The sequence below is a fragment of the Bacillus salacetis genome, assembly GCF_049177075.1.
GTDB classification, from domain to species: Bacteria; Bacillota; Bacilli; order Bacillales; family Bacillaceae_B; genus Rossellomorea; species Rossellomorea salacetis_A.
In genome coordinates, this window is sequence record NZ_CP185377.1 from 3,961,695 (window position 1) to 3,982,240 (window position 20,546).

The 20,546-nt window shown below is 41.3% G+C and carries 19 protein-coding genes; 3 read left to right on the plus strand and 16 right to left on the minus strand.

Translation table 11 applies throughout. The features are described 5' to 3' along the window. Nucleotides 1-2: 2 nt before the first annotated feature. The 8 genes from ACOJQI_RS20550 to ACOJQI_RS20585 form a co-directional block, all read right to left on the minus strand. Entirely contained in the window at nt 3-965 is a 963-nt protein-coding gene (locus tag ACOJQI_RS20550) for a type II secretion system F family protein (RefSeq protein WP_421381601.1), read from the minus strand. Nucleotide 966: 1 nt separating this feature from the next. Beyond that, complete coding sequence (locus tag ACOJQI_RS20555; RefSeq protein WP_421381603.1) at nt 967-2,307, minus strand: CpaF family protein; 1,341 nt, start codon at nt 2,305-2,307, stop codon at nt 967-969. A 1-nt stretch (nt 2,308) separates the two neighbouring features. Further along, the gene (locus ACOJQI_RS20560) at nt 2,309-3,499 is read right to left on the minus strand and encodes an AAA family ATPase (RefSeq protein ID WP_421381605.1); all 1,191 of its coding nucleotides are present in this window, start codon (nt 3,497-3,499) and stop codon (nt 2,309-2,311) included. Next, nucleotides 3,499-4,098 carry a Flp pilus assembly protein CpaB gene (gene cpaB / locus ACOJQI_RS20565; RefSeq protein WP_421381607.1) on the minus strand — a complete coding sequence of 200 codons (600 nt, stop codon included), beginning with the start codon at nt 4,096-4,098 and terminating at the stop codon, nt 3,499-3,501. The genes ACOJQI_RS20560 and cpaB overlap by 1 nt, the downstream gene beginning before the upstream one ends. Nucleotides 4,099-4,132: 34 nt before the next feature. Then, nucleotides 4,133-5,050, minus strand: coding sequence for a pilus assembly protein TadG-related protein (locus ACOJQI_RS20570; protein ID WP_421381609.1), 918 nt, complete (start codon nt 5,048-5,050; stop codon nt 4,133-4,135). Continuing rightward, nucleotides 5,050-5,406: a TadE/TadG family type IV pilus assembly protein gene (locus ACOJQI_RS20575; RefSeq protein ID WP_421381611.1), complete on the minus strand. Its 357-nt coding sequence runs from the start codon at nt 5,404-5,406 to the stop codon at nt 5,050-5,052. The genes ACOJQI_RS20570 and ACOJQI_RS20575 overlap by 1 nt, the downstream gene beginning before the upstream one ends. Next, nucleotides 5,406-5,918 carry an A24 family peptidase gene (locus tag ACOJQI_RS20580; protein ID WP_421381613.1) on the minus strand — a complete coding sequence of 171 codons (513 nt, stop codon included), beginning with the start codon at nt 5,916-5,918 and terminating at the stop codon, nt 5,406-5,408. The genes ACOJQI_RS20575 and ACOJQI_RS20580 overlap by 1 nt, the downstream gene beginning before the upstream one ends. A 65-nt stretch (nt 5,919-5,983) precedes the next feature. Continuing rightward, nucleotides 5,984-6,148 carry a Flp family type IVb pilin gene (locus ACOJQI_RS20585; protein ID WP_421381615.1) on the minus strand — a complete coding sequence of 55 codons (165 nt, stop codon included), beginning with the start codon at nt 6,146-6,148 and terminating at the stop codon, nt 5,984-5,986. A gap of 219 nt (nt 6,149-6,367) precedes the next feature. Here ACOJQI_RS20585 and ACOJQI_RS20590 point away from each other — a divergent pair, with 219 nt between their 5' ends. Then, complete coding sequence (locus ACOJQI_RS20590) at nt 6,368-6,709, plus strand: DUF192 domain-containing protein (RefSeq protein WP_421381617.1); 342 nt, start codon at nt 6,368-6,370, stop codon at nt 6,707-6,709. 55 nt (nt 6,710-6,764) lie between these two features. On the opposite strand, the gene pelG is transcribed toward ACOJQI_RS20590, so the two are convergent. Genes pelG through ACOJQI_RS20615 form a run of 5 tightly spaced genes read right to left on the minus strand, consistent with a single transcriptional unit; the run spans nt 6,765 to nt 13,338 of the window. Next, complete coding sequence (gene pelG / locus ACOJQI_RS20595) at nt 6,765-8,225, minus strand: exopolysaccharide Pel transporter PelG (protein ID WP_421381619.1); 1,461 nt, start codon at nt 8,223-8,225, stop codon at nt 6,765-6,767. Next, a complete protein-coding gene (gene pelF, locus ACOJQI_RS20600; protein WP_421381621.1) occupies nt 8,188-9,630 on the minus strand; it encodes a GT4 family glycosyltransferase PelF in 1,443 nt (480 codons plus the stop codon). Before pelF ends, pelG begins: the two co-directional genes overlap by 38 nt. Further along, nucleotides 9,627-11,471, minus strand: coding sequence for a DUF2194 domain-containing protein (locus tag ACOJQI_RS20605; protein WP_421381623.1), 1,845 nt, complete (start codon nt 11,469-11,471; stop codon nt 9,627-9,629). The genes pelF and ACOJQI_RS20605 overlap by 4 nt, the downstream gene beginning before the upstream one ends. Then, nucleotides 11,468-12,382 (minus strand): tetratricopeptide repeat protein, encoded by a 915-nt coding sequence (locus ACOJQI_RS20610; protein ID WP_421381625.1) that lies wholly within the window; start codon nt 12,380-12,382, stop codon nt 11,468-11,470. The genes ACOJQI_RS20605 and ACOJQI_RS20610 overlap by 4 nt, the downstream gene beginning before the upstream one ends. Nucleotides 12,383-12,399: 17 nt before the next feature. Then, complete coding sequence (locus ACOJQI_RS20615) at nt 12,400-13,338, minus strand: hypothetical protein (protein ID WP_421381627.1); 939 nt, start codon at nt 13,336-13,338, stop codon at nt 12,400-12,402. A gap of 92 nt (nt 13,339-13,430) precedes the next feature. On the opposite strand from ACOJQI_RS20615, the gene ACOJQI_RS20620 reads away from it, so the two are divergent. Then, a complete protein-coding gene (locus ACOJQI_RS20620) occupies nt 13,431-14,243 on the plus strand; it encodes an endo alpha-1,4 polygalactosaminidase (RefSeq protein ID WP_421381629.1) in 813 nt (270 codons plus the stop codon). A 322-nt stretch (nt 14,244-14,565) separates the two neighbouring features. Here the strand turns inward: ACOJQI_RS20620 and galE (ACOJQI_RS20625) are convergent, their stop codons facing one another. Then, complete coding sequence (gene galE / locus ACOJQI_RS20625; protein WP_421381631.1) at nt 14,566-15,624, minus strand: UDP-glucose 4-epimerase GalE; 1,059 nt, start codon at nt 15,622-15,624, stop codon at nt 14,566-14,568. Nucleotides 15,625-16,054: 430 nt separating this feature from the next. On the opposite strand from galE (ACOJQI_RS20625), the gene ACOJQI_RS20630 reads away from it, so the two are divergent. Next, complete coding sequence (locus ACOJQI_RS20630; RefSeq protein WP_421381633.1) at nt 16,055-18,055, plus strand: hypothetical protein; 2,001 nt, start codon at nt 16,055-16,057, stop codon at nt 18,053-18,055. A 122-nt stretch (nt 18,056-18,177) separates the two neighbouring features. Here the strand turns inward: ACOJQI_RS20630 and ACOJQI_RS20635 are convergent, their stop codons facing one another. Together ACOJQI_RS20635 and galE (ACOJQI_RS20640) are read right to left on the minus strand one after the other, a co-directional pair. Further along, a complete protein-coding gene (locus tag ACOJQI_RS20635) occupies nt 18,178-19,074 on the minus strand; it encodes an endo alpha-1,4 polygalactosaminidase (protein WP_421381635.1) in 897 nt (298 codons plus the stop codon). Between the two features lie 221 nt (nt 19,075-19,295). Beyond that, nucleotides 19,296-20,306, minus strand: coding sequence for a UDP-glucose 4-epimerase GalE (gene galE, locus ACOJQI_RS20640; RefSeq protein ID WP_421381637.1), 1,011 nt, complete (start codon nt 20,304-20,306; stop codon nt 19,296-19,298). Between the last annotated feature and the right edge of the window lie 240 nt (nt 20,307-20,546).

Genomic DNA, 20,546 nt, shown 5'->3' on the forward strand with positions numbered 1-20,546 from the left:
TTTTACACCTCTATCTGTATGATCTTTTGAATGAGGAACCATCCAATCAGAACCGAAGTACCGGCAATCACCAGCATACCAATACCAATGGGGTGATGAATCATATCAGAAAAGTAATCAGGATTGATAAAATGGAGATATAGGCCCAGCCCAACCGGTAATAATGTTATGACCCATGAAGACATCCTCCCTTGAGAAGTCAGCGTTTTCATTTCTCCAAGGATCCGTACTCTACCGCGAATAGTATCTTCCATCGTTTCCAACAGCTGAGCCAAATTCCCTCCGCTTTTTCTTTGTGCAGTGATTGCCTGCAGGACCACCTCCAATTCTTTATTCGGAAGGCGCTTGCTCATATCTTCAAACACTTTCTCCAGCGGTATTCCCAAGCCTGCTTCACGAACTGCGCGTTCAAATTCAGGCCCGAGCGGATCAGGCATTTCTTTTCCTGCTAACTGCATCGCTTGCATAAAGCTGAATCCCGCACGCATTGAATTGGATATGATCCCGAGTGTGTCAATTAATTGTAACGGCAATATCTGTAACCGCTTCTTTCTTTTATTCTTCATGTATAATTGCGGCACTAAATACCCTACAACCAGTGCTCCAATACTAATTAAGACGCCTAAATCTAGTAATATGGATAGGAAAGCCGCAACAACTGAACAAATAAGCCTGTAAACAAAGAATTCCTCAACCTTTAACGTACTCCCGGCTTGCACGAGCATTATTTCCGTTTTTTCACTGAAACGGACTCCGTGAAAAAGCTTTGCAGTAGTTTCAATTACTTTATTTGATGCTCGTTTTTTTTGTTTAGCTTCTACAGACTTTTCAGTATCAGCAGCAACAGGAATGAAGTAACTGGCCCTCTCAGAAATTCTTTTCTTCCTGCTTATCCTTGAAGCCAATACAAAAAACACACAGCTTGCCAGAATGAATATCAAAAAGATCCACATCAACTTTTCCATCCTACCATTCTCCCATAAACCAGGAAGCGGATACCTTTCCGTACGCTTCAAGTTGGTCAATGAATTTTGGACGGATCCCTGTTGACATAAACCGCCCTTCCACTTTTCCATCAGGTGAAATGCCATCTTCTTTAAAAACAAATAAATCCTGAAGAACGATCGTATCTCCCTCTAAGCCCTGTACTTCTGTAATATGGGTGATTTTTCTGGAACCATCCTTCAGTCGTACTTGCTGGACAATTAAATCAATTGCATTTGATATTTGTTCCCGAATGGCTCTTACCGGTAAATCAAATCCTGCCATCATCACCATTGTTTCCAGACGGGAGAGCATATCTCTCGGTGAATTGGCGTGCCCGGTACTCAAGCTTCCATCATGCCCTGTGTTCATGGCCTGCAGCATATCTAAAGCTTCAGCACTTCTGACCTCACCGACTACAATACGGTCCGGCCTCATCCTCAAGGAGTTTTTCACCAAATCCCTTATCGTTATTTCTCCTTTACCCTCAATATTTGACGGCCTTGATTCAAGCGAGACAATATGATCTTGTGAAAGTTTTAATTCTGCTGCATCCTCAATGGTTACAATTCTCTCATCATGTGGGATAAAGGAAGACAGAACATTTAAGGAAGAGGTTTTACCAGAGCCTGTCCCTCCGCTGATGAAGATATTCAATCGGGCTCTTACACAAAGCTCAAGAAACTCTGCCATATCGTCGGTCATCGTACCGAATGAAATTAAATCCCGGGAAGTAAAGGGAGTGTCGGAGAACTTTCTTATTGTCAGTGAAGGTCCTTTTAGGGAGAGCGGCGGTATGATTGCATTCACACGTGAGCCATCCGGAAGCCTTGCATCTACCATGGGGGAGCTTTCATCCACACGCCTTCCGATAGGTGAAACAATTTTTTCAATGATGCGCAGTACATGGCTATCATCTCTAAAGGTGACAGCACTTCTTACCAATTTACCCTTCTGTTCAAAATAGATATCACCAGGACCATTTACCATTACTTCCGAAATAGATGGATCTTCCAGTAAAGGAGTAATGGGGCCATACCCTAATAGTTCATCCTCAACTGCCTCTATCAACTGCTCTTTCTCCTCAAAAGTGAGACGTCCACCTTCTTCATTTATAAATTTTTCACTTAGTTCAGTAATTTTACTTTTCTCATCTGTTTCATTGCCGACAGGAAACCTTTTTAATTCTTCAATTAGGTAGGTATGCAATTCTGTTTCCATCTTCAAGAATTCTTTTGTTTTCTGCTTTATAGCATTTTTTCGCTCATTCCTCGGTTTTTTTACTGAAATTTTTTCTTCAGCAACTTTAGTGAATAACGCCATTTTATACCTTCTCCTTTACCAGGGATAATCTCCTTAAGCCTTTTTTCTTTTTAGAACGTGACAAACTTTCCTCTTCTGGAGGCGAATCCAAATTCTGTGCAAGTATAATGATTGATTTTCCAATTGGTGAGCGGGGATGGGAAAGCAAAAAAGGTATCCCGGTATTTATGGATGCATCAGTAATAGAGTCTTGATCTGGTATACTCCCTGTAAAAGGTTTCCCAAGCATCTGTTCCATTTTTTTTAGATCCAGCACCTTCTTCTTGGCAGATCTCGCTTCAATGATTTTTAGCTTATCCCCTAAATTGAAAGATTCCAAAGTTTCTATATACAGTTTGCTCCGACGAAGAACAGGGATATTTGAAGTAACCAGCAGAAGGCACTCATCTGATAGTTCCAAACATTTAAGATGAACTTCAGATAAGCTAGAAGATGTATCGATAACAATGACATCGAAAAGCATTTTCATTTCCTCAATTGCTCTTTCAATATGATCCTCTGTTATCATTTCAAAAAATTCAGGACGCAATGGAGCCGGAAATACCGAAACACCGCTTTCATGTTTACTTAGATATTTCTCTATTGAATATACCTTACGCTCATAACCTTCCTTAACCCATTCATAAATAGTCTTTGACGGTTTCAGGTCCAGATACATCGTGACATCTCCAAATTGTAGATCAGCATCCAAAATACCAACATTTTTTCCTTGTTTGGCAAATGCAGCAGCCAAGTTAACTGAGGTAGTGGTCCTCCCAATTCCTCCCTTGGTACTGCAAACCGAAATAACCTTACAATTTGTTGAATCATGGAAACTCCAGTCAGTTTCCCGCAGTTTCATATATTTGCCCGCCTGAATAATAACATCCCTTTTTTCTTCTTCCTCAGCCGAATATCTCAAGAGATTAGAAGCACCGGCATTCATGGCCTTCTTAGTGTTTTCCATATTGTCTGGAACGATCAAAACAATATAAACATTGGGGAATTTCACTGATAATTCCTGGCAGAGATCATACCCGTTATAATGGGTATTGGCTCTTAAAAACAATACAATACTCTCTGAACTCTTCAGTTTTTCGATAACTTCTTCGAGCCGGTAAAAATGATTTAGCTCATTTTGCTGCTTTTGTAGTATCACATTAATTTCATCTGAAGGAGCGTTTGTATCTGAAAAATAGAACCACTTAGTCATCACTCTTCACCTTCATCTTCCCCTTCTTTAATAATTTCCCTTGTAAATGAAACTCTGTCTTTTATCGACTGATGATCATCTTCATTTCGAAGCATAAAGTAGAAGCCGCTTTCGTCCAGAGATGCCAAACTCAATTCCACACCTTGCTGCGGTGTTACCTCAACCGTTATCGTTTCATATCTTAATGCTTCTTCAGGCGCATCTGCAGCTTTACCCGAGGAGAGTACTTTTACGTTTTGGAGCATCAGCACGGATGATCTATATTCTTTATCGAGTTTCTTGTCAATTTTTGATTCAAAGGCAACAATATCAATATATGAACCTGGTTCAATATACCCTGAAAGCCCTTGTTCAACATTCAGCGCCCTTAATGAAATAGCGCGCATTCCATCAGCAACTGTTTCCATCGGATTATTGAACTGGCGAGAGACTTCTTCAGGCTCCTCCTCCGGCTCCTCTTTTTTCTCTTCATTATCTGCTTTAGCAGTAGATGTAGTTGCAGGCAGGGGCGTATTACCTGGAAAAATAGCAGCATAAGCAATAACTGCTGCGATAATGCCAAATAAAAAGGACCATATCCAAATACGTTTTGTTTTCATAATATCCTCCACTTTTCATTAGCTAGATTAGAATTTACTCAACCAGTTTTACACCATATAAACTATACTCACTGCCGCCGCTAGTCAGATCAATTTCTCCAGGAGCAATAGTCTTAATGAAACGCCCTTTGATGCTTTTATCCTTATTTACATCTTCTAACCAATAGGCAGCCAAGCCCACTACCTGAACCTGATCTTTGCCATTAAGGTTATCCCAAGTATCTATGACAACTATGTAAATGACACGCGCACAATGATTGTCTGCTGTATCAAACCGCTGGCAATGAGGTTTATCTTCGTCCCGGTCAATAAGAGTCTGGAATGCCGACTTTACCGGCCCCCATTTTTGCCCTGGGTCTGTATCAAAAGTTTTCATATCACCAACCGATACACTTGCACCATTTAATATTCCATCTGCCAGATTGCTCGCTCCACTTCCATCAATCGCCAGGTATCCGCAATTCCCATGGTGATTACCGGTGTTATCACATTTTAATTCCGTTCCATGAGGGATTGCGGCTTTCTCCACAGCGATTGGAGTGATTCCTGTCCCAATTTTCAACGGTGCAGCAATTGCTTTTGCTGAGGCAGACACTACCTTATCTTCCACACCAATAAATTTGGCAAATGTCATTGGTACTGTTACTTGTTTAGTAACCTTTATGGAATTTCTTGTAGTTGAAAAAGGGCTCCCCTCTAAAGAGTATTTATTCTTTTGGGCAATAGTTTTTGCGAGAGTAATTGCTTCCGCTTCTCCTTTACCGACAATTATATGGGCTCCGCCCAGAACCGCAGCATCCAGTGCCTTTTGCAATTCACTCTTTTCCAAGTACACCTTCCCTACATCTACAGCTAAACCTGTAGCACCTAATAACACTGCCATGAATAATGCTACAGTGACAAGAATATTTCCATTCTCATTTAATAGGAGTCTCTTAATTTTTCTCATCATCACTCAATCCTCATAATTGTAGTGTCCTCAACAGTAAGCGAGCCTACCATTGAACCGATTACAGGTGTCAGGAAAGTAATAGGATAAACAATGGTAATTGTTGCCTCTCCTCCTGAACTAGTAAAACTCACTTGGTCTGCCGTCAACCCAATACCAGATCCATTTTGAACAGCTACACTTACTGCATCTGCCGTACCAATACTTGCAGCCCTTGCTGCTTCGCGACCCGCGTGATCCACTGTTAGATAGGCATGAAAATATCTCCCAAAATCAACTATTCCAAAGATAAGAATCAGCAACACTGGTAGCACCAAAGCAAATTCTACAAGGGATTGGCCATTTTCCTTCTTTATCATTACACCACACCCCATACCATTGTAATTAAGGTACCTAATACTATTGGAACACCGTATGGGAAGACTATTTTTGATTTATCTTGGTAATTGAGATTTAGTAAACCTGGATTTCCACTTAATAGTAATGGCATTAGGTATAATAATTTCATGACATTAAAGAATCCTTTTTTCCTTAGTATTAAGATGAGTGAGATCACACCTCCAAGGAGAGCAATAATAAAAAATGCCTTTAGTGTAAAGGCAGACCCCATCATTGCACCTATGGCTCCCATTAATTTGACATCACCTGCACCCATACCACCTAAGATAAATGGAATCAACAGTGTGCCGATACCTGTTAAAAACCCAAAACTGCTAAAAAAAAATCCATCCCAACCTTGGGTTATGGAGTAAAACCCTATTCCTATAAGGATTACAGGAAAGGTTATAATATTTAAGATTCTTCTACTTTTCATATCTGTTATTAAAGATATGATTAATGCAAGAAAGAGAGTTGTATAAATCACTAACATTTTATCGACCTCTTTTCAATTAAAGCCCTACTAAATAGTAGGGCTTTACTTTTTGTTTAAATTAATTATGGTGTTGTAGTAAAGATGTTTGTAAACAGAGCAGTAATTTGTGTTCTTAATAAGCCAACCGCTACTGCTACTACTGCTACAACACCAGCTAATACCAACCCATACTCAGATAGACCTTGTCCTTCTTCTTCTCTCACCAAGTGCATCATTTTGTTCATCATTTTTACTTCTCCCCTATTCGTTTTTTGTATTTACTAGGTTGTTCGTTATGTTGAACACCTCGTACTCATATAATAATCCATTATTGAGAACAAGTAAATACTTTTTTTACCATAAACGTTCGCCTATTACCGACAAAACCGCGACATTTTTCGCTATTGTGAACCTTAACTTCTTAGTATATATTGTTTTTATACGTCACTATATACAGGAGGTTTTATATGAAGAACACCGTTAAAGACACACTATATCGAACAATTCCCTACTCCATCTCCACTGCTGATACATTTTTTTCACGCTTGAAAGGCCTTATGTTCCGGAAAGATCCTTTGGTAGAGGAAGGATTATTGATTACACCTTGCAATTCAATACATATGTGTTTTATGAAGTTTTCTATTGATGTGGTTTTTCTCGATAACAATAATAGAATTGTCAAACTGGTAAGTAGCATTCAACCTTGGAAATTCATTTCCCCAGTGAAGGATTCACATTCGGTTCTGGAGTTACCTGCTGGCAGCATTGCCGCTCTTCAGCTCGCAGAAGGGGAAATTATAAGACTATAAGTAAAAAGGACGAACCCCGGTTCCATTTTAGAAACCAGGATTCGTCCTTTATTTTTTATATCAACGCTTTTTTGTCCAGCCACTGTCCGAACTTTGTTAACCAGTTACCTCTTTGTGCCGGAGCCGGCTTGCAGAACACATGATATTCCAGGGATTTCAGGTAGAACATCAGGCGAAGGGCTGCAAATATGAAGCTGGCGAAAGCTCCTATACAGAAGCTGAGCCCGAACCATTCGATCCCTCCAGGAAGAAATGCTAGGGTTAAAGTCAAGTTGGTGAGGAAGAAAAGGATCGTGCTGTATAAGGCACCCTTTTGGTCATCGAAATACAATAACAACAAAAACATGATGAGCAGCATACCGTTGGCAAAGGCCCCGACTGCCGTCATACGGAACATGTTGACAAATTGATCATCCAGTCCCAATTGTCCAAAAATGTAGCCGGCAAGCACGATGATGACACCGGAGAATATCAACTGAATGCGAAAGACCCGCTGTATCTCCTGCCACAGGACGGTAACCATTTTTTCTTTGGCTTGACGGATTTGTTCCAGGGTCCCTCCTTCATTCACTGCCCGGAAGAAAGCAATGTATTTCAGGTAGAATCTTGTTTCAATTGAAACAACAAATAGAATGAGAATGGGCAGGATGGTGAGGTAGCTCCAAAAAATCGCCATATCGTACAAAGGGTGGACCAAGAAAGAATGTTGAATGACTTGAGCCCCTTCCCCAAACCATATCAGCCATGTACATATCCAAATGGAAAGGTTATACAAAATACCTGCACCCACTAACATCGGATACTTGCCAAAATACGAAAAGTATCCAAACTGATTTTCCGTTGCCCAATCCGGGAAAGTTTTCAGCAGGGAAATAAATAGAATGAACATCGTGACGGACATTCCTAAATAGAATCCTAGCAGCAACATGAACGGCAGCATATAATCGCCGGTGAAATAATCACTGTACCAGCATACCGTAAAGTTCGAGAGGATGGCGGCTGCTCCCCCGAACAAGAAGGCATTGACGATGATTTGATAATGTTTTGCCGCTGATAGAAACAGAAGCAATACCCATATCTGGTTGACCGTCAGAAACAGAAACAAAAGCACCGCCTTGTAAAGCAATGGGAGTGGCGAAATCACAGCAAAGACGCCCCATGACAATAAGGCCAGGACTGATATCACTTTTGTCAGCCCCAAAAATGCCGGAAAGATCAAAGAATACTTTTTCTCATAGATCAAGTCTGATACATATCGGGTCGCGGTGAGCTGCTGAGAGGAAAAAATAATCTGAGAAAAAATGAAACAGTAACAAACTGAAAAAATGAACAGTTCCCTCTCCCCTGTATTGACAGTGGAAAACTGGCCCAGTATGAACTGGATAATCCCGATGGCAGCGGTCATGATGATCCACGGCCCTGCTGTTATCAAGCTTGCGAATCCGTAGGCTTTCAGTTTCGAAGAGTAATAGTCTTTTTTAAATAACGGCTGAAGATGAAACCCGATTCCTGCCACTTGCTTCCCCTCTCTCATGGTAAATTACCGAATACGCTTCTGTTACTTGTGATATTTGATAGAATGCTTCCACCCTGTTTTGGCCATTCAGACCAAATCGGATACCTTCTTCAGGGTTTTCGTAATACCATTTAAGCTTTTCAGCCATTGCTTTTGGATTGACTGGAGGGACTACAAATCCCGCCTGCCCAAACCGGTCAGACCTTCCTCCATGGATCAGCTCAGTGCAGCACCCCACGTCAGTGGTGACCCAGGGGATTCCAGCTGCCATCCCTTCGAGTACCGCCAATGGCTGACCTTCCGAGATGCTGCTTAATACGCAGACATCTAAACTGGCAAGCATATCGACTATGTTAATCCTTCCCGTTAAAAACACTTCTTTTTCCAGTCCCAGGATATCAATCAGGTTCTGGCATTCCGATGCATACTCTTCATCTTCCTCCGTAGGCCCCATTATTAGAAATTCAAAGGGAATATTTTCTTCTTTAAGGTAGCTTGCAGAAAGAATCATCGTTTTAATGTCTTTTATGGGCACAACCCGGATAATTGCGCCAATCCTTAACTTTGTTCCTGAGTCTTGCTTTGCCAGTGCAGCGTATTTATGGAAATCAACTCCGTTTGGAATCACCTTCAGCTTCTCGGCCGGTGCTCCCAGATGCCTTTGGAAATCGCTGTTCTTTTGAAATAACGTGATGACATCATCCGCATGATCGTAAGCACTTGAAGACAGCTGGTAAAAGAATCGAATCCATTGCTTTTTGAAATCATGGGGAATCCAGCCCGCCTGAAGGATTTCCTCTTCCCGCTCCCTTCCATAGATACCATGCTCCGTTAAGATAAACGGTATATTCCGGGTAATCTTCAAATACGCCGCTACAAGTCCTGCATATCCCGTAGAGACTGAATGAATGATATCAACATTCGGAAAGGGCTGCTGCAGCAGATGAATAATAGGTGTAAGCTGGGATTTCCACATCGAGATATACGCTATGAATGAATGCATACCATTTTCTAATTGGTAACTTGACTCCATCATCTCCCAGAAAAAAGGACTGTTAAAAAATTGCTCGGCTGTTCCGACCTTGTCGGCATTCCCCAGAACGGCAAGAGCATGCTCATTAATTTTGTTGTAAAGGATCCATTGTTCCAGCTTCAACTTGTCATGATCGGTTAACTGCGCAGAAGGTTTCATGCTTTGCTTTTTCCCGTTCAGGTTAATGTCAGTTATACCAGTGACATTGGCAGGGATCTGATACCTACGGTCCTGCTCATTCCTTTCCTTTTCAGATAAGGAAATGATTTCAAATTCCTGGTCCGGCATACTTTCTATCAACATTTGAATCCAGCTTGAAACTCCGCCGCTGATATAGGGATAACTCCCTTCGGCTATAAGCCCTATCCTCATTGCATTGACTCCTTTATCTCCAATTTTGCTTCAGGCTCTTTCAGTTCTACCACATAGATATCTTCTGAGTCCTTTAATCGATTGACCGTTCCAAAGTCAAACTCTCCAGTATCCAGCATTTTTCCCTCCTCAATCCTGACAAGTAAATGCGATGGGTTGAGGATTTCATCCCCTGTAATATAAATGAATTGGTCCGAGTACCTAATATTGATCTCTCCTTCTTGATACTTCACCATCTTATTTCTTGCTTCCTGTGCTGTCAGGGGTTCGAGGTAAGGATAGTATTCAGATAATTTTTTCAAATTTTCTTCAAAACTCTTTCTTAATTCCATCCATCCTTCATCCCCGGCACGGTGCTCATCAAGCACATCATCAGGGTGAAAGAAGTGGGAGACCATTCCGAAGTTGGCAATGGCATCATTCTGGATGAACTCATCTTCTTTGGTAGGATTGTAGTTGCTCGTGATTCTCGGAAAGTTATAGACACCAGGGTATTGATCATTGAATCCAAACTCCTGAATGTAATCACCAAATTCAGGGTTTCCTACATACAAAGCAGAAATGATATTAATATTCGGCATGGCGTTCTGGAGTGCTTTCATACCCGTTTCATTTAAAACGTTTGACGGAGGGACATATGTTTCCAGTGATTGATTAGGGAAAAAGTGATCGAAAAGGTCCTTTGCCCTTGATAATCCTATTTCCATATGGGCTTGATCTTTCCAGGGCTTATAGCCAAAAGCGGGATTTATGTTTTCGTCTTTGGTAACCAGTGATTGATGGTTATAACCATGGAACCCAACCTCACCGCCTTCCTCCAATATCTGCCTGCCGTAGAACGTCATGCGGTTTTTCCCATTTTTTATTAAATCTTCTGCACTTAGTTCATCATCATCACGGTATGTCCCTATGAATGCACTGGTATATTTTAAATCATATTTCTTGCCCCAGCCTTTTACATCTTCCCACCATATCTTCTTATAGAAATCCGAGATAGACATATTAAATTGCTCTTTAATCGATTTGCTGGTACCTGCGGGGACCGGAGATGGAAAATCGTCGATGAAAATGACTTTTACAGCAGCTTGAGCCGTCACAAATGCAGGTGATGCCAAGCCTAATGAATGCAGCAGCAATCCCCTGACATCCTTGGAGCTTAACATTGTCGAATTCCAATAAACGACCTTCCCATTTCCATAAGGGTACGTCCAAAGCAACGGATTACCTTTGGAGGAAATATATGTTTTGGCATTGTCTTTTAAAGAAACTTTGATGATACTGTTTTCAGCCAATCCACTTTCCCCTTCTATCTCCACATAGCCAGGAAACAGGGGCCTGTCAAATTTCATTCCGAAAACAGGGGTCTTGGAAAAGCCGAATTCTTCCTCAATTCCGGCAAGTTCGTACCATTCCTTGTTGATGAAACGATTAGTGAAAACCAGGCGGCCTCCGTTCCTGACAAAAGATTCAACATGGCCATATGGCCACTCAGTTGAATTTTCCCCTGTCAGGACTAACAAATGGTAGGGAGATGGAGACAATGTTTCCAAATCCCCTGCAGATACAAACTTATAAGGTACTTTTGCATATTCCAGAGAATACCTAAGATTTTCTGCAACCTTAATTGAAAGGTCCGTATCATCCTTATAGATATATACTTTTAACTGCTCACCTTCCAAGTCTGCGTTTTTCTTAGACATGGTCTTAAAGTTCTTCTTTGCCACAACAATCGGAGAAACGACCTGATTAATGTTCTCTAATCGAAAAAGCTGAATGGCGATAATGGCAGCGGGAAACAAGAGACAAGCAATGATAAGTTTCAGGCTTATTTTCTTTATCATATGATTCCTTCCAATATAGTTAATGTGGTTTTGAGATTGCGGGGTATGACTTCCACCCTCACGTGCTGATTCATTTGCTGAATGACTTTTCGCAGATCCTGCCATTTCTCCCCATCATATAAATGTGTCACTGCACCGGCATACCCTTCATAATGGGCAGGGAACTTTTCAATTAATGTAAGATAAATCTCATAGGATTCTTCTTTATTCCCGGCACTCCTCATCAATTCGGCAAGCCTGTAATAAAAGAAATGGTTATCAGGAAACAATGAAACGGCATCTTCCAGACAGGTTATGTATTCTTCGGAAATGAGTTTCTTCCAATGATCACTCAACAACTCACTTTTTACGTAGTGCTCATACAAATTGGTGATCTCGACATAGCCCTTTTCAGACGCAGGAAGTAAGTTCTGCTTTAAATATTCAATCTGTTTCCTGAACATCTCCTGAACTGAATTTGTCGTTGTTGCCGCATAATGGACAATCTCCTGGTCGGGACTTTTAAGAGCGAGCCGCAGATATTTCCCAATCTTACTGACCCCCAGGTCTTGCATGCTCAGGATAAGGTCTTTTTGACGTTCAGTATCCGTCCCCATGAAAACCGAAGTAAGCGGGACAACTGACTCGTCCTTTCTTGCTTCTTCCTGGAGATAGTCGAAACGGACTTTAACGTGTTCTAAACCATCATTGTGACCAAGGTGCTCAGAAGCCTTTAAGGCTTTGCTGATTTTTAAAATCACCAGCCCAAATGCCAAACCAATTCCAGGCAGAAATATAGACATCCATATCACCCATACAAAAGGGCCTTTCTCTATATGGTTTTTTCCTGCAAATGTTTTGCAGGCGAATAGAACAACCAATGTATTGACCAGAACACCGAAGACAATAATTAAGGGAGACAAGTTAGCCATGACCGTTTTCCTCCAACCTAAATATTCGAATAAACCTTTTTACTTTCCTTCACCATCTCTTTCGACTGGCTTATCTGCTCTTGACAGTATGAAACCCATAATAACAGGGTCTGAAGCAGTTCCAGCTCGTAAGGATTCAACCGTTCCAAGCTCACTTTATTCATTGCCAGCACCCCGGTGACTTCCTCATTTTGAGAGATGACTCCAGCAATTTGCGGGACATTTTCTTCATCGGAAGAATTCCTTAGAATGACCGATTTTTGGGTGAGAAGCCTTTTAAAGAAAGGTGAATTACCTGTAAGAATATGGTCATCATTTCTATCCGTCTCTTTTGTTTTATATTTGATTTTCAATGAATGGCTGCGTCTATCCATTTCATATAACCGGACATCGTTCGTCTGAAAATACTCCGTAAGAGTATCCATCATATTGCCCATGATCCCTTCATAGTTATCGGAGTGGATCGATTTCATTAAATCAAAAAGCCTGGCCGGTGTATTTTCATACTCATAGATTTTTGACACTAAGGTCTTTCTGGAGGCTTCGAGAACATCCACCGTCTCTTTGAGAGTCATGGATTCCTTTTCCAAGTCATTGAACTCATCCTGCAAATCGTTATATCGTTCCTTGAATTTGGTTCCAAAAATACCGCTCACTGTAAAGGCAACAAGGTAGAGCATCAACCATTTTGCCTGGTCAAGATCATAGAATAAAAGAAGGACATCCGATCCTTTTATCCAGGTCATTACCACCTCATAGATCATGACGGTAGCAAGGCTGGCACCGCCTGTTTTCCAGCCGTACTGGATGGAGAATAAAAGAATCAAGAATAGGAACAGGCTCGACTTCCAAAAGTCAAAATCCCACCCCAGAAAGAATTCCACCGAAAATATAATGGCAATCGCAATGCTTAGCTCCAAACCCTTTCTTAATAACCCCCCACGCAAAGACAACATGTAAGCACTCCTTTTTATCTTTTTTGTAAAAAATAGTTAATTATGGGATATAATGAAGGTAGTTTTTTAGTGAGGTGACAGAATTAAAATATATGACTATAGCCACTGCCGGCATTATTATTCTTGTGTTCTATCTATATTCCAATCAATCAACCAATCCTAAAGAAATCGCTGATTATAAAATTTATTACGGGGCACCGAGTCCCCGGATCATCAAGGAAATGCAAAGCCTTGATATGGTGATTCTTGAAGCACATCACTATACAGCCAGCCAGATTGAGTCAATCAAGAGCAATGGGACCCTTGTGTTGAGCTACTTGAATGTGTTGGAGATTGATAACTGGAATGCAAGTGTCAGAGACAAAATCAAGGACACTGACTATTTCTATAGAAATGGTGAAAAAGTATATTACCCCAAATGGGATTCTTACCTGGCTGATATAACTTCTCCTCATTATCAGTCTTTATTAAAGGAAGAAATGAAAACCGATATCCATATCGGAAGTGTGGATGGTGTGTTTTTGGATACTGTCGGTGACATTGATAATGAGCATTCTACCGATCCTGTTATCTTGAAAGAACAACAAAAAGGCGTAACCGATCTGATTATGTATATCAAAGAAACGTATCCAGGTCTTTTGGTGGCGCAGAACTGGGGCTTTGACACATTAAAAAACTACACAGCACCCTACATCGATTTCATAATGTGGGAATCCTTTCAATCTGATATGGTTGCATCGAATCAATGGGCCTCCCAACAAATAAAGATTCTCCAGGACCTGAGGAAAAACTATGACTTTCAAGTGCTGACGGTTTCTTTTAAAAACAAAGTGCAGAGTGAAAACCTGGCTGCAGAAAACGGCTTTATTCACCTCCATACCAACAAAGATTATTTAAAATGGTAGCTTAAGATGTGTCACCTGCTAAGTATTTCACCGGAGTGAAATTTAAATTTGTTCTTAATAGAGAACCTTTAGTTATTATAAAATGTCCTAACGTATAATAAAACCTTTATTTCTTCCTTATATTACCATTTTATTACTGCCTTCCTTTTATTTCCTTTAATTCTCATAACTTTTCTTACTATTGCGACTGGCTGCTATTAAGATCTACTTCCTTAGTTGAAAAACCTAAAGTAACAAAACCCAAAAAACTGACAAGCTGTCAACTTCTTGGGTTTGAAATTATTTTAATAGCGTACCTGCGTTCTTCAATATGCTGTGACTCTTAAGGCGTAGGAGTCAGTGGCTTAGAGCAGGAAGCTTGTGGAACCTCTTTATATCCTTCCGGGTTCCTGGACTGCCACTTCCAAGAGTCCGCACACATTTCTTCCAGACTCCTTCCAGCCTTCCAGCCAAGCTCTCTTTCAGCTTTTGATGGGTCAGCATAACACTCCGCTATATCACCAGGTCGCCTGGAGACTATACGAAACGGGACGTTTTGTCCACTCACTTGTTCAAAAGCTTCCACCATCTGTAGTACACTATAACCTTTGCCTGTTCCCAGATTATAGGCTTCCACTCCCCTTGATTTAAGCACTTTATGTAAGGCTTTTAAGTGACCCTTTGCTAAGTCCACCACATGGATATAGTCCCTTACCCCTGTACCATCCACTGTATTATAATCATTGCCAAATACATTAAGGATTTCCAACTTGCCCACTGCCACTTGTGTAATATAAGGCATAAGGTTGTTAGGGATTCCATCAGGGTCCTCCCCTATAGCACCACTCTCATGAGCACCGATGGGATTAAAGTACCGCAAAAGGGCAATGCTCCATTCTTGATCGGCAGTGAAGACATCCCGCAAAATTTGTTCAATCATAAGTTTTGAATGGCCATAGGGATTTGTCGCACTGAGAGAGAAATCCTCCATAATCGGCACTTCCTCAGGTATGCCGTAAACCGTGGCTGAAGAACTGAAGACCAAATTCTTCACGCTGTATTTCTGCATCATTTGAGCAAGAATCAGTGTCGAAGTAATATTATTGTGGTAATAGTGCAAAGGCTTTTCAACAGATTCCCCCACTGCCTTTAAGCCAGCAAAGTGAATCACTGCTTCAATATTATTCTCCTCAAATACAACTTCCACGGCAGCACGATCCAACAAATCTACCTTATAAAACTTCAACTCTTTGCCTGTTACAGCCATGATTCTTTTTAAAACTTCTTGCTTACTGTTAGAAAAGTTATCAAGTACGATGACATCCCAACCAGACTGAATCAACTCTATACAGGTATGGCAGCCAATATATCCTGTGCCTCCAGTTACTAAAATAGACGACATGAATGAACCTCCAACTTTTTTGATATAAGGATCGATCCGCATATTAAAGTTTATTAATGAAGCAAGAGAACTCTTTACTCTTTCCATCCTTATTTACCAATATATTATATAGAACAATTTTTTCTTAATAAAGAATTTGATAGCGACAGATATTGCAGGGTAATTGTCGAAATGTCTTTCAACTCTTCAAACATAAACAAGAGCCTTTTACATTATAAGGAAAAATTTACATTTACACAGAAGTTGTCTTGAAGTAAAATCTTTATTGGGAACGTTTTTGTTTTTAATAAAGAACGAAACGATCACTTTACCGCTAACCTTTACTGTCAGGAGGAGATGAAAGGATGAAATAATAATAGGCTGCTTCTTGCTATATCCTTTTTCAAAAAGGGGTGTCCCCCGCAAAATAATCTGGATGGTGATCATATTAATGACTGCAAAAAAGATTTTTTCTATTTTATTAATCTTCACACTTATTTTTGCTTTCTTTGTGAGTGTTCCGGAAAGCAGTATCGCCAAGAAGTCACCGGAGAAAGCTTCCTCCACCAAAGACGGCTGGAGTTCACTTCAACATAAAATTACTGATGATTCTCCTGCCGGTATTAAATCCTTGAAAAAAAGCATCAAGGAAAATGCCCAAACCGCCAACTTTGCAGGAACAGAGAATACGCTTGCAGCGGCAGGTAATGCTGTCAAGAACCCAAGGAAGATGGAAATCCTCCTAATAGCCGCGACTGAAGAAGAACCTTCCTACTCAGCAGCTGTTGATTCCCTGAAACGGATCGGGATTCCCTATAAGACCCTGATTGCATCGAAAGAAGAACTGACACCTCAGTTGCTCGTTCCCGACGGTTCTTCAACCGGAAATTTCCAAGGGGTCTTGCTGACAACCGGAAATCTTGGTTATCAAAGTTCTCCTGGAGTTTGGGAAAGTGCCTTTACGTATGAAGAATGGCAAACCTTATGGAATTACGAAGCCCAATATGGGGTCAGGCAGGCCGTGCTTTATACTTATCCAGGCAGCTATCCCGATAATTATGGACTTATAAGTTCAAACGGTGCATCTTCAGACCTTGAAGCTGTTCTGACAAAAGAGGGGGCAGAAACATTCTCCTACCTTAATCCCGATATCAAAATCGGCATAAAAGGAGCATGGACTTATCAGGCAGCCCATGAGGAAGGTGTCACCCCGCTTCTTAAATCCACAGAGGGATATACTCTTGCAGTCTTGAAAAACTATCCGGACGGCCGGGAAAGCATTGCCTTGACAATGGACCATAACCCGGATCAAATGCACACCATGCTCTTAAACTATGGAATTATAAACTGGCTGACAGATGGCTTGTTTGTAGGACAGCGAAAAACCTACTTAAGTATACAGCCGGATGATATCATGATTCCCGATGACCTTTGGGATCCAGTGAAATTAAGTGATGAAACAGGGCTTGAATACAGAATGACAGGTAACGATTTCAATACCATCACGAACTGGCAGAGACAGTTTTCTTCTCACCCTCTTTTCAATGGTTTCATGATCGAATGGCCGTTTAATGGGGAAGGCGCAGCTGCAGGAGATTCGCTCACCGAAGCGATCATCGCTAATCAGGGCGAGTTCCGCTGGATTAATCATACTTGGAATCATATGCTGTTGGAAGAAACCACTTATGAAGAAACAGTAAGGCAGATCGTTAAAAATAACAGGCTCGCCACCAATTATAATTTCACCAATTACAGCAGAAAGGCCTTAATCACTCCAGAAGTGTCAGGCTTGAACAACCCTGCTGCCATGAAAGCCGCATACGATAAAGGTGTCCGTTATGTGGTGTCTGATCCATCCAGGGGCTCAAGCGAACAAAGCCGCCTGCCAAACACCGGAATTCCAAATGCGCATCAGCCTGGCATCCTGATGATTCCGCGTTACGCAACCAATATCTATTACAATGCTTCAACACCAGAGGAACAAACTTCAGAATATAACTATCGCTATAAATCTTACTGGGGCCGTGACTTGTCTTACAGCGAAATCATCGATTTGGAAAGCGATCAATACTTAAGGTATATGATCCGCTACGACATCAATCCGCTGATGTTCCACCAGTCCAATGCGCGTGCGTATGACAACACCCACTCCCTGCTGAGTGATGTGCTTGACAGAACGCAGCAGAAGTACAGCGAACTGGTCAACCTTCCTGTCATCAACCTGTCGCAGGAGGAAATTGGAAGAAAGATGCAAGAACGAATGAACCTGAACGACGCTAGTGTGACTGCAATCTATTATCCAGGAGATAAAATCACCATCACTTCAAACCTTAAAGTGTCTGTTCCGCTCACAGGTGTAAACCTGAGCGGCGCTGAAAGTTACGGCGGCCAGTCCATTTACTGGGCGACGGTGCCTGCCAATAGAACCAAAGTTTTTCCGCTTAACCAATAATATAATAGTAAGCAGAAATTTTGAGACGGTGCTGTTATGGCGCCGTCTTTTTGATGTTTATCTCCACTAAAAAACCCTGTCAAAACAGAAATTCTACTGCTTGGACAGGGTGCAATCCCGGCTTACCACTTATTATAATAGGAGCCCGCCGGGTTATAATAATTTTTAAAGCCGTACTTTTCTGCGATTTTCCTGCTTCTTTCTTCATCTTCAAAAGTGATGGTAAAAACCTCGGTGCCATATTTCTCTCTGTTCTTGACCAATTCCTGGATCTTTTCCTGTGACCAGTTATCGCTCCTGATGTACGGCGCATCAAAGTCCTCCCACATAATGAAATCAACGTAGGGGGAAGTGTATCCGGTCAGGGTGTCAAATCCCCAATTCTGTCCGATTGAAAGCTCAGGAAACTCCGACTTGATCCGCTTCATAAAATTTTTCATAGCCTCTTGCTGCCGCTTCAGGGTTTCCGGATTATCGGAAAATTGATCATCGATATTTCCAACAGTATCAAGGAAAACGCCATCAAGCCCTTTATCTGCCACTTGCCTCTTGATCTCGTCAATTAGCACATCCTGATATTTTGAGGAAGTCATATCCGTTAAGTAGGAATCCCACTGAGAAAAATAAACCCTTTTACCGTCTTTATGATAAAAATCACTTTCTTCCAGCTGCCTGAATAAATTCTTGTTCCACTTATCCGCTTCCATTGCATTGATATATCCGTAAACAATAGTCCCGCTCTGCTGTGCCTCCTTGATATACCGCTTATCCATTACCACCGGGTCAACAATAACCATATCCATCTGTTTCATCTTTTTTAAAATAGAACTGCTGCCTTTATCAAGATAGTACTTGTAATTCACAACACCAGCCAACTCATTTTTCACTGCTTTCTCCGCTCCTTCAGAATGCATTGCAGCTTCTTCAACTTCATCATGAGAGATCTCTTCAGCATTCACCAGACAGCCTGCGATTATGCTGATGGCTGCAAGACCCGCCATTAGTGGAAACTTTCTCAACCCTACCACCTCAATTTTACTATTCGTTCTTTAAAAAGAACACCATAAACTTGATTATAATCTCTATCGCCTAAATTACAATCAATTATAAGAGATTTTTTTCGACAGAAGTACATAGGAGAAGAGCAGAGACTACTGATTTTTTTATAAACTGACAGGGCAGAAAGAAAAGGCTGAGATTAAAAAATCTAATCTCAGCCTTTTGGTGATTGATATATTTCTTAATACCCTTCCGGATTCTGAGACTGCCATCTCCAGGAGTCTTCACACATTTCCTCCAAACCTTTCTCAGCCTTCCATCCAAGTTCTTTTTCTGCTTTAGTTGGATCTGCATAGCATTCAGCAATATCACCAGGTCTGCGTTCGCTGATGCGGTACGGCACCTTTTTCCCGCTTGCCTTTTCAAAAGCTTCAACCATCTGAAGTACGCTGTAGCCATTTCCTGTTCCAAGGTTGTATGCTTCCACACCTGGATTTGTCAGGACCTTATCCAGGGCTTTCAAGTGGCCCTTCGCTAAATCGACGACATGGATATAATCCCTTACCCCAGTTCCATCCGCTGTTGGATAGTCATTCCCGAACACACTCAACTCTTCCAGCTTCCCTACAGCCACTTGAGTAATATATGGCATTAAGTTGTTTGGAATACCATTTGGATTCTCCCCGATTGTTCCGCTCTTATGAGCCCCGATTGGATTGAAATAACGCAGAAGGGCAACACTCCAGCTTGGATCGGATACAAAAACATCCTGCAGAATCTGTTCGATCATCAATTTTGTCTGTCCGTATGGATTCGTTGCACTAAGAGGAAACTCCTCTGAAATTGGCACTTGTTTTGGCATACCGTACACCGTTGCCGAAGAACTGAAGACCATCTTTTTCACGTTATGCTTCTTCATGACCTCAGCAAGCACCAAAGTTCCTGTTATATTATTATGATAATAATATAATGGTTTTTCAACCGATTCACCGACCGCTTTTAATCCCGCAAAATGAATGACCGCTTGTATATCATTTTCTGAAAAGACTCGATCGACCGCTTCTTCATTCAGCAGATCCACTTCATAAAATTTAGGACTCTTGCCTGTAATGGCTGTCAATCTGTCCAACACTACCGGATTGCTGTTAGCATAGTTGTCCAAAATAATGATATCGAAGCCTGCTTCAATCAATTCAATACAAGTATGGCTTCCTATATATCCCGTGCCTCCAGTTACCAAAATAGACGACATAAAAACCCTCCAACATTAATTCTATATAATCATTCACACGTCTCTGTATTATACACTATTTTCCGGCTGGAAATGGATTAATTATTCCAGATACCCATTAAGTTTTCCTTTCAATCTCGTGACAAGGATGGAGGGGATATTCATTTTCCTGCCGAGTCAAGAACAAAAGTGCAAGCGCCTTGATCAGCCCCCAACAGGCATAAGACGAGCCGGCGGGAAGGTCACTCTTTTGACCTTCTT

Bases quoted from the DNA above. Each gene is read 5' to 3' on its own strand.
- ACOJQI_RS20550 (WP_421381601.1), bottom strand. From the start codon at position 965: ATGGAAAAGTTGATGTGGATCTTTTTGATATTCATTCTGGCAAGCTGT.
- ACOJQI_RS20555 (WP_421381603.1), bottom strand. From the start codon at position 2,307: ATGGCGTTATTCACTAAAGTTGCTGAAGAAAAAATTTCAGTAAAAAAA.
- ACOJQI_RS20560 (WP_421381605.1), bottom strand. From the start codon at position 3,499: ATGACTAAGTGGTTCTATTTTTCAGATACAAACGCTCCTTCAGATGAA.
- cpaB (WP_421381607.1), bottom strand. From the start codon at position 4,098: ATGAAAACAAAACGTATTTGGATATGGTCCTTTTTATTTGGCATTATC.
- ACOJQI_RS20570 (WP_421381609.1), bottom strand. From the start codon at position 5,050: ATGATGAGAAAAATTAAGAGACTCCTATTAAATGAGAATGGAAATATT.
- ACOJQI_RS20575 (WP_421381611.1), bottom strand. From the start codon at position 5,406: ATGATAAAGAAGGAAAATGGCCAATCCCTTGTAGAATTTGCTTTGGTG.
- ACOJQI_RS20580 (WP_421381613.1), bottom strand. From the start codon at position 5,918: ATGTTAGTGATTTATACAACTCTCTTTCTTGCATTAATCATATCTTTA.
- ACOJQI_RS20585 (WP_421381615.1), bottom strand. From the start codon at position 6,148: ATGATGAACAAAATGATGCACTTGGTGAGAGAAGAAGAAGGACAAGGT.
- ACOJQI_RS20590 (WP_421381617.1), top strand. From the start codon at position 6,368: ATGAAGAACACCGTTAAAGACACACTATATCGAACAATTCCCTACTCC.
- pelF (WP_421381621.1), bottom strand. From the start codon at position 9,630: ATGAGGATAGGGCTTATAGCCGAAGGGAGTTATCCCTATATCAGCGGC.
- ACOJQI_RS20605 (WP_421381623.1), bottom strand. From the start codon at position 11,471: ATGATAAAGAAAATAAGCCTGAAACTTATCATTGCTTGTCTCTTGTTT.
- ACOJQI_RS20610 (WP_421381625.1), bottom strand. From the start codon at position 12,382: ATGGCTAACTTGTCTCCCTTAATTATTGTCTTCGGTGTTCTGGTCAAT.
- ACOJQI_RS20615 (WP_421381627.1), bottom strand. From the start codon at position 13,338: ATGTTGTCTTTGCGTGGGGGGTTATTAAGAAAGGGTTTGGAGCTAAGC.
- ACOJQI_RS20620 (WP_421381629.1), top strand. From the start codon at position 13,431: ATGACTATAGCCACTGCCGGCATTATTATTCTTGTGTTCTATCTATAT.
- galE (WP_421381631.1), bottom strand. From the start codon at position 15,624: ATGTCGTCTATTTTAGTAACTGGAGGCACAGGATATATTGGCTGCCAT.
- ACOJQI_RS20630 (WP_421381633.1), top strand. From the start codon at position 16,055: ATGACTGCAAAAAAGATTTTTTCTATTTTATTAATCTTCACACTTATT.
- galE (WP_421381637.1), bottom strand. From the start codon at position 20,306: ATGTCGTCTATTTTGGTAACTGGAGGCACGGGATATATAGGAAGCCAT.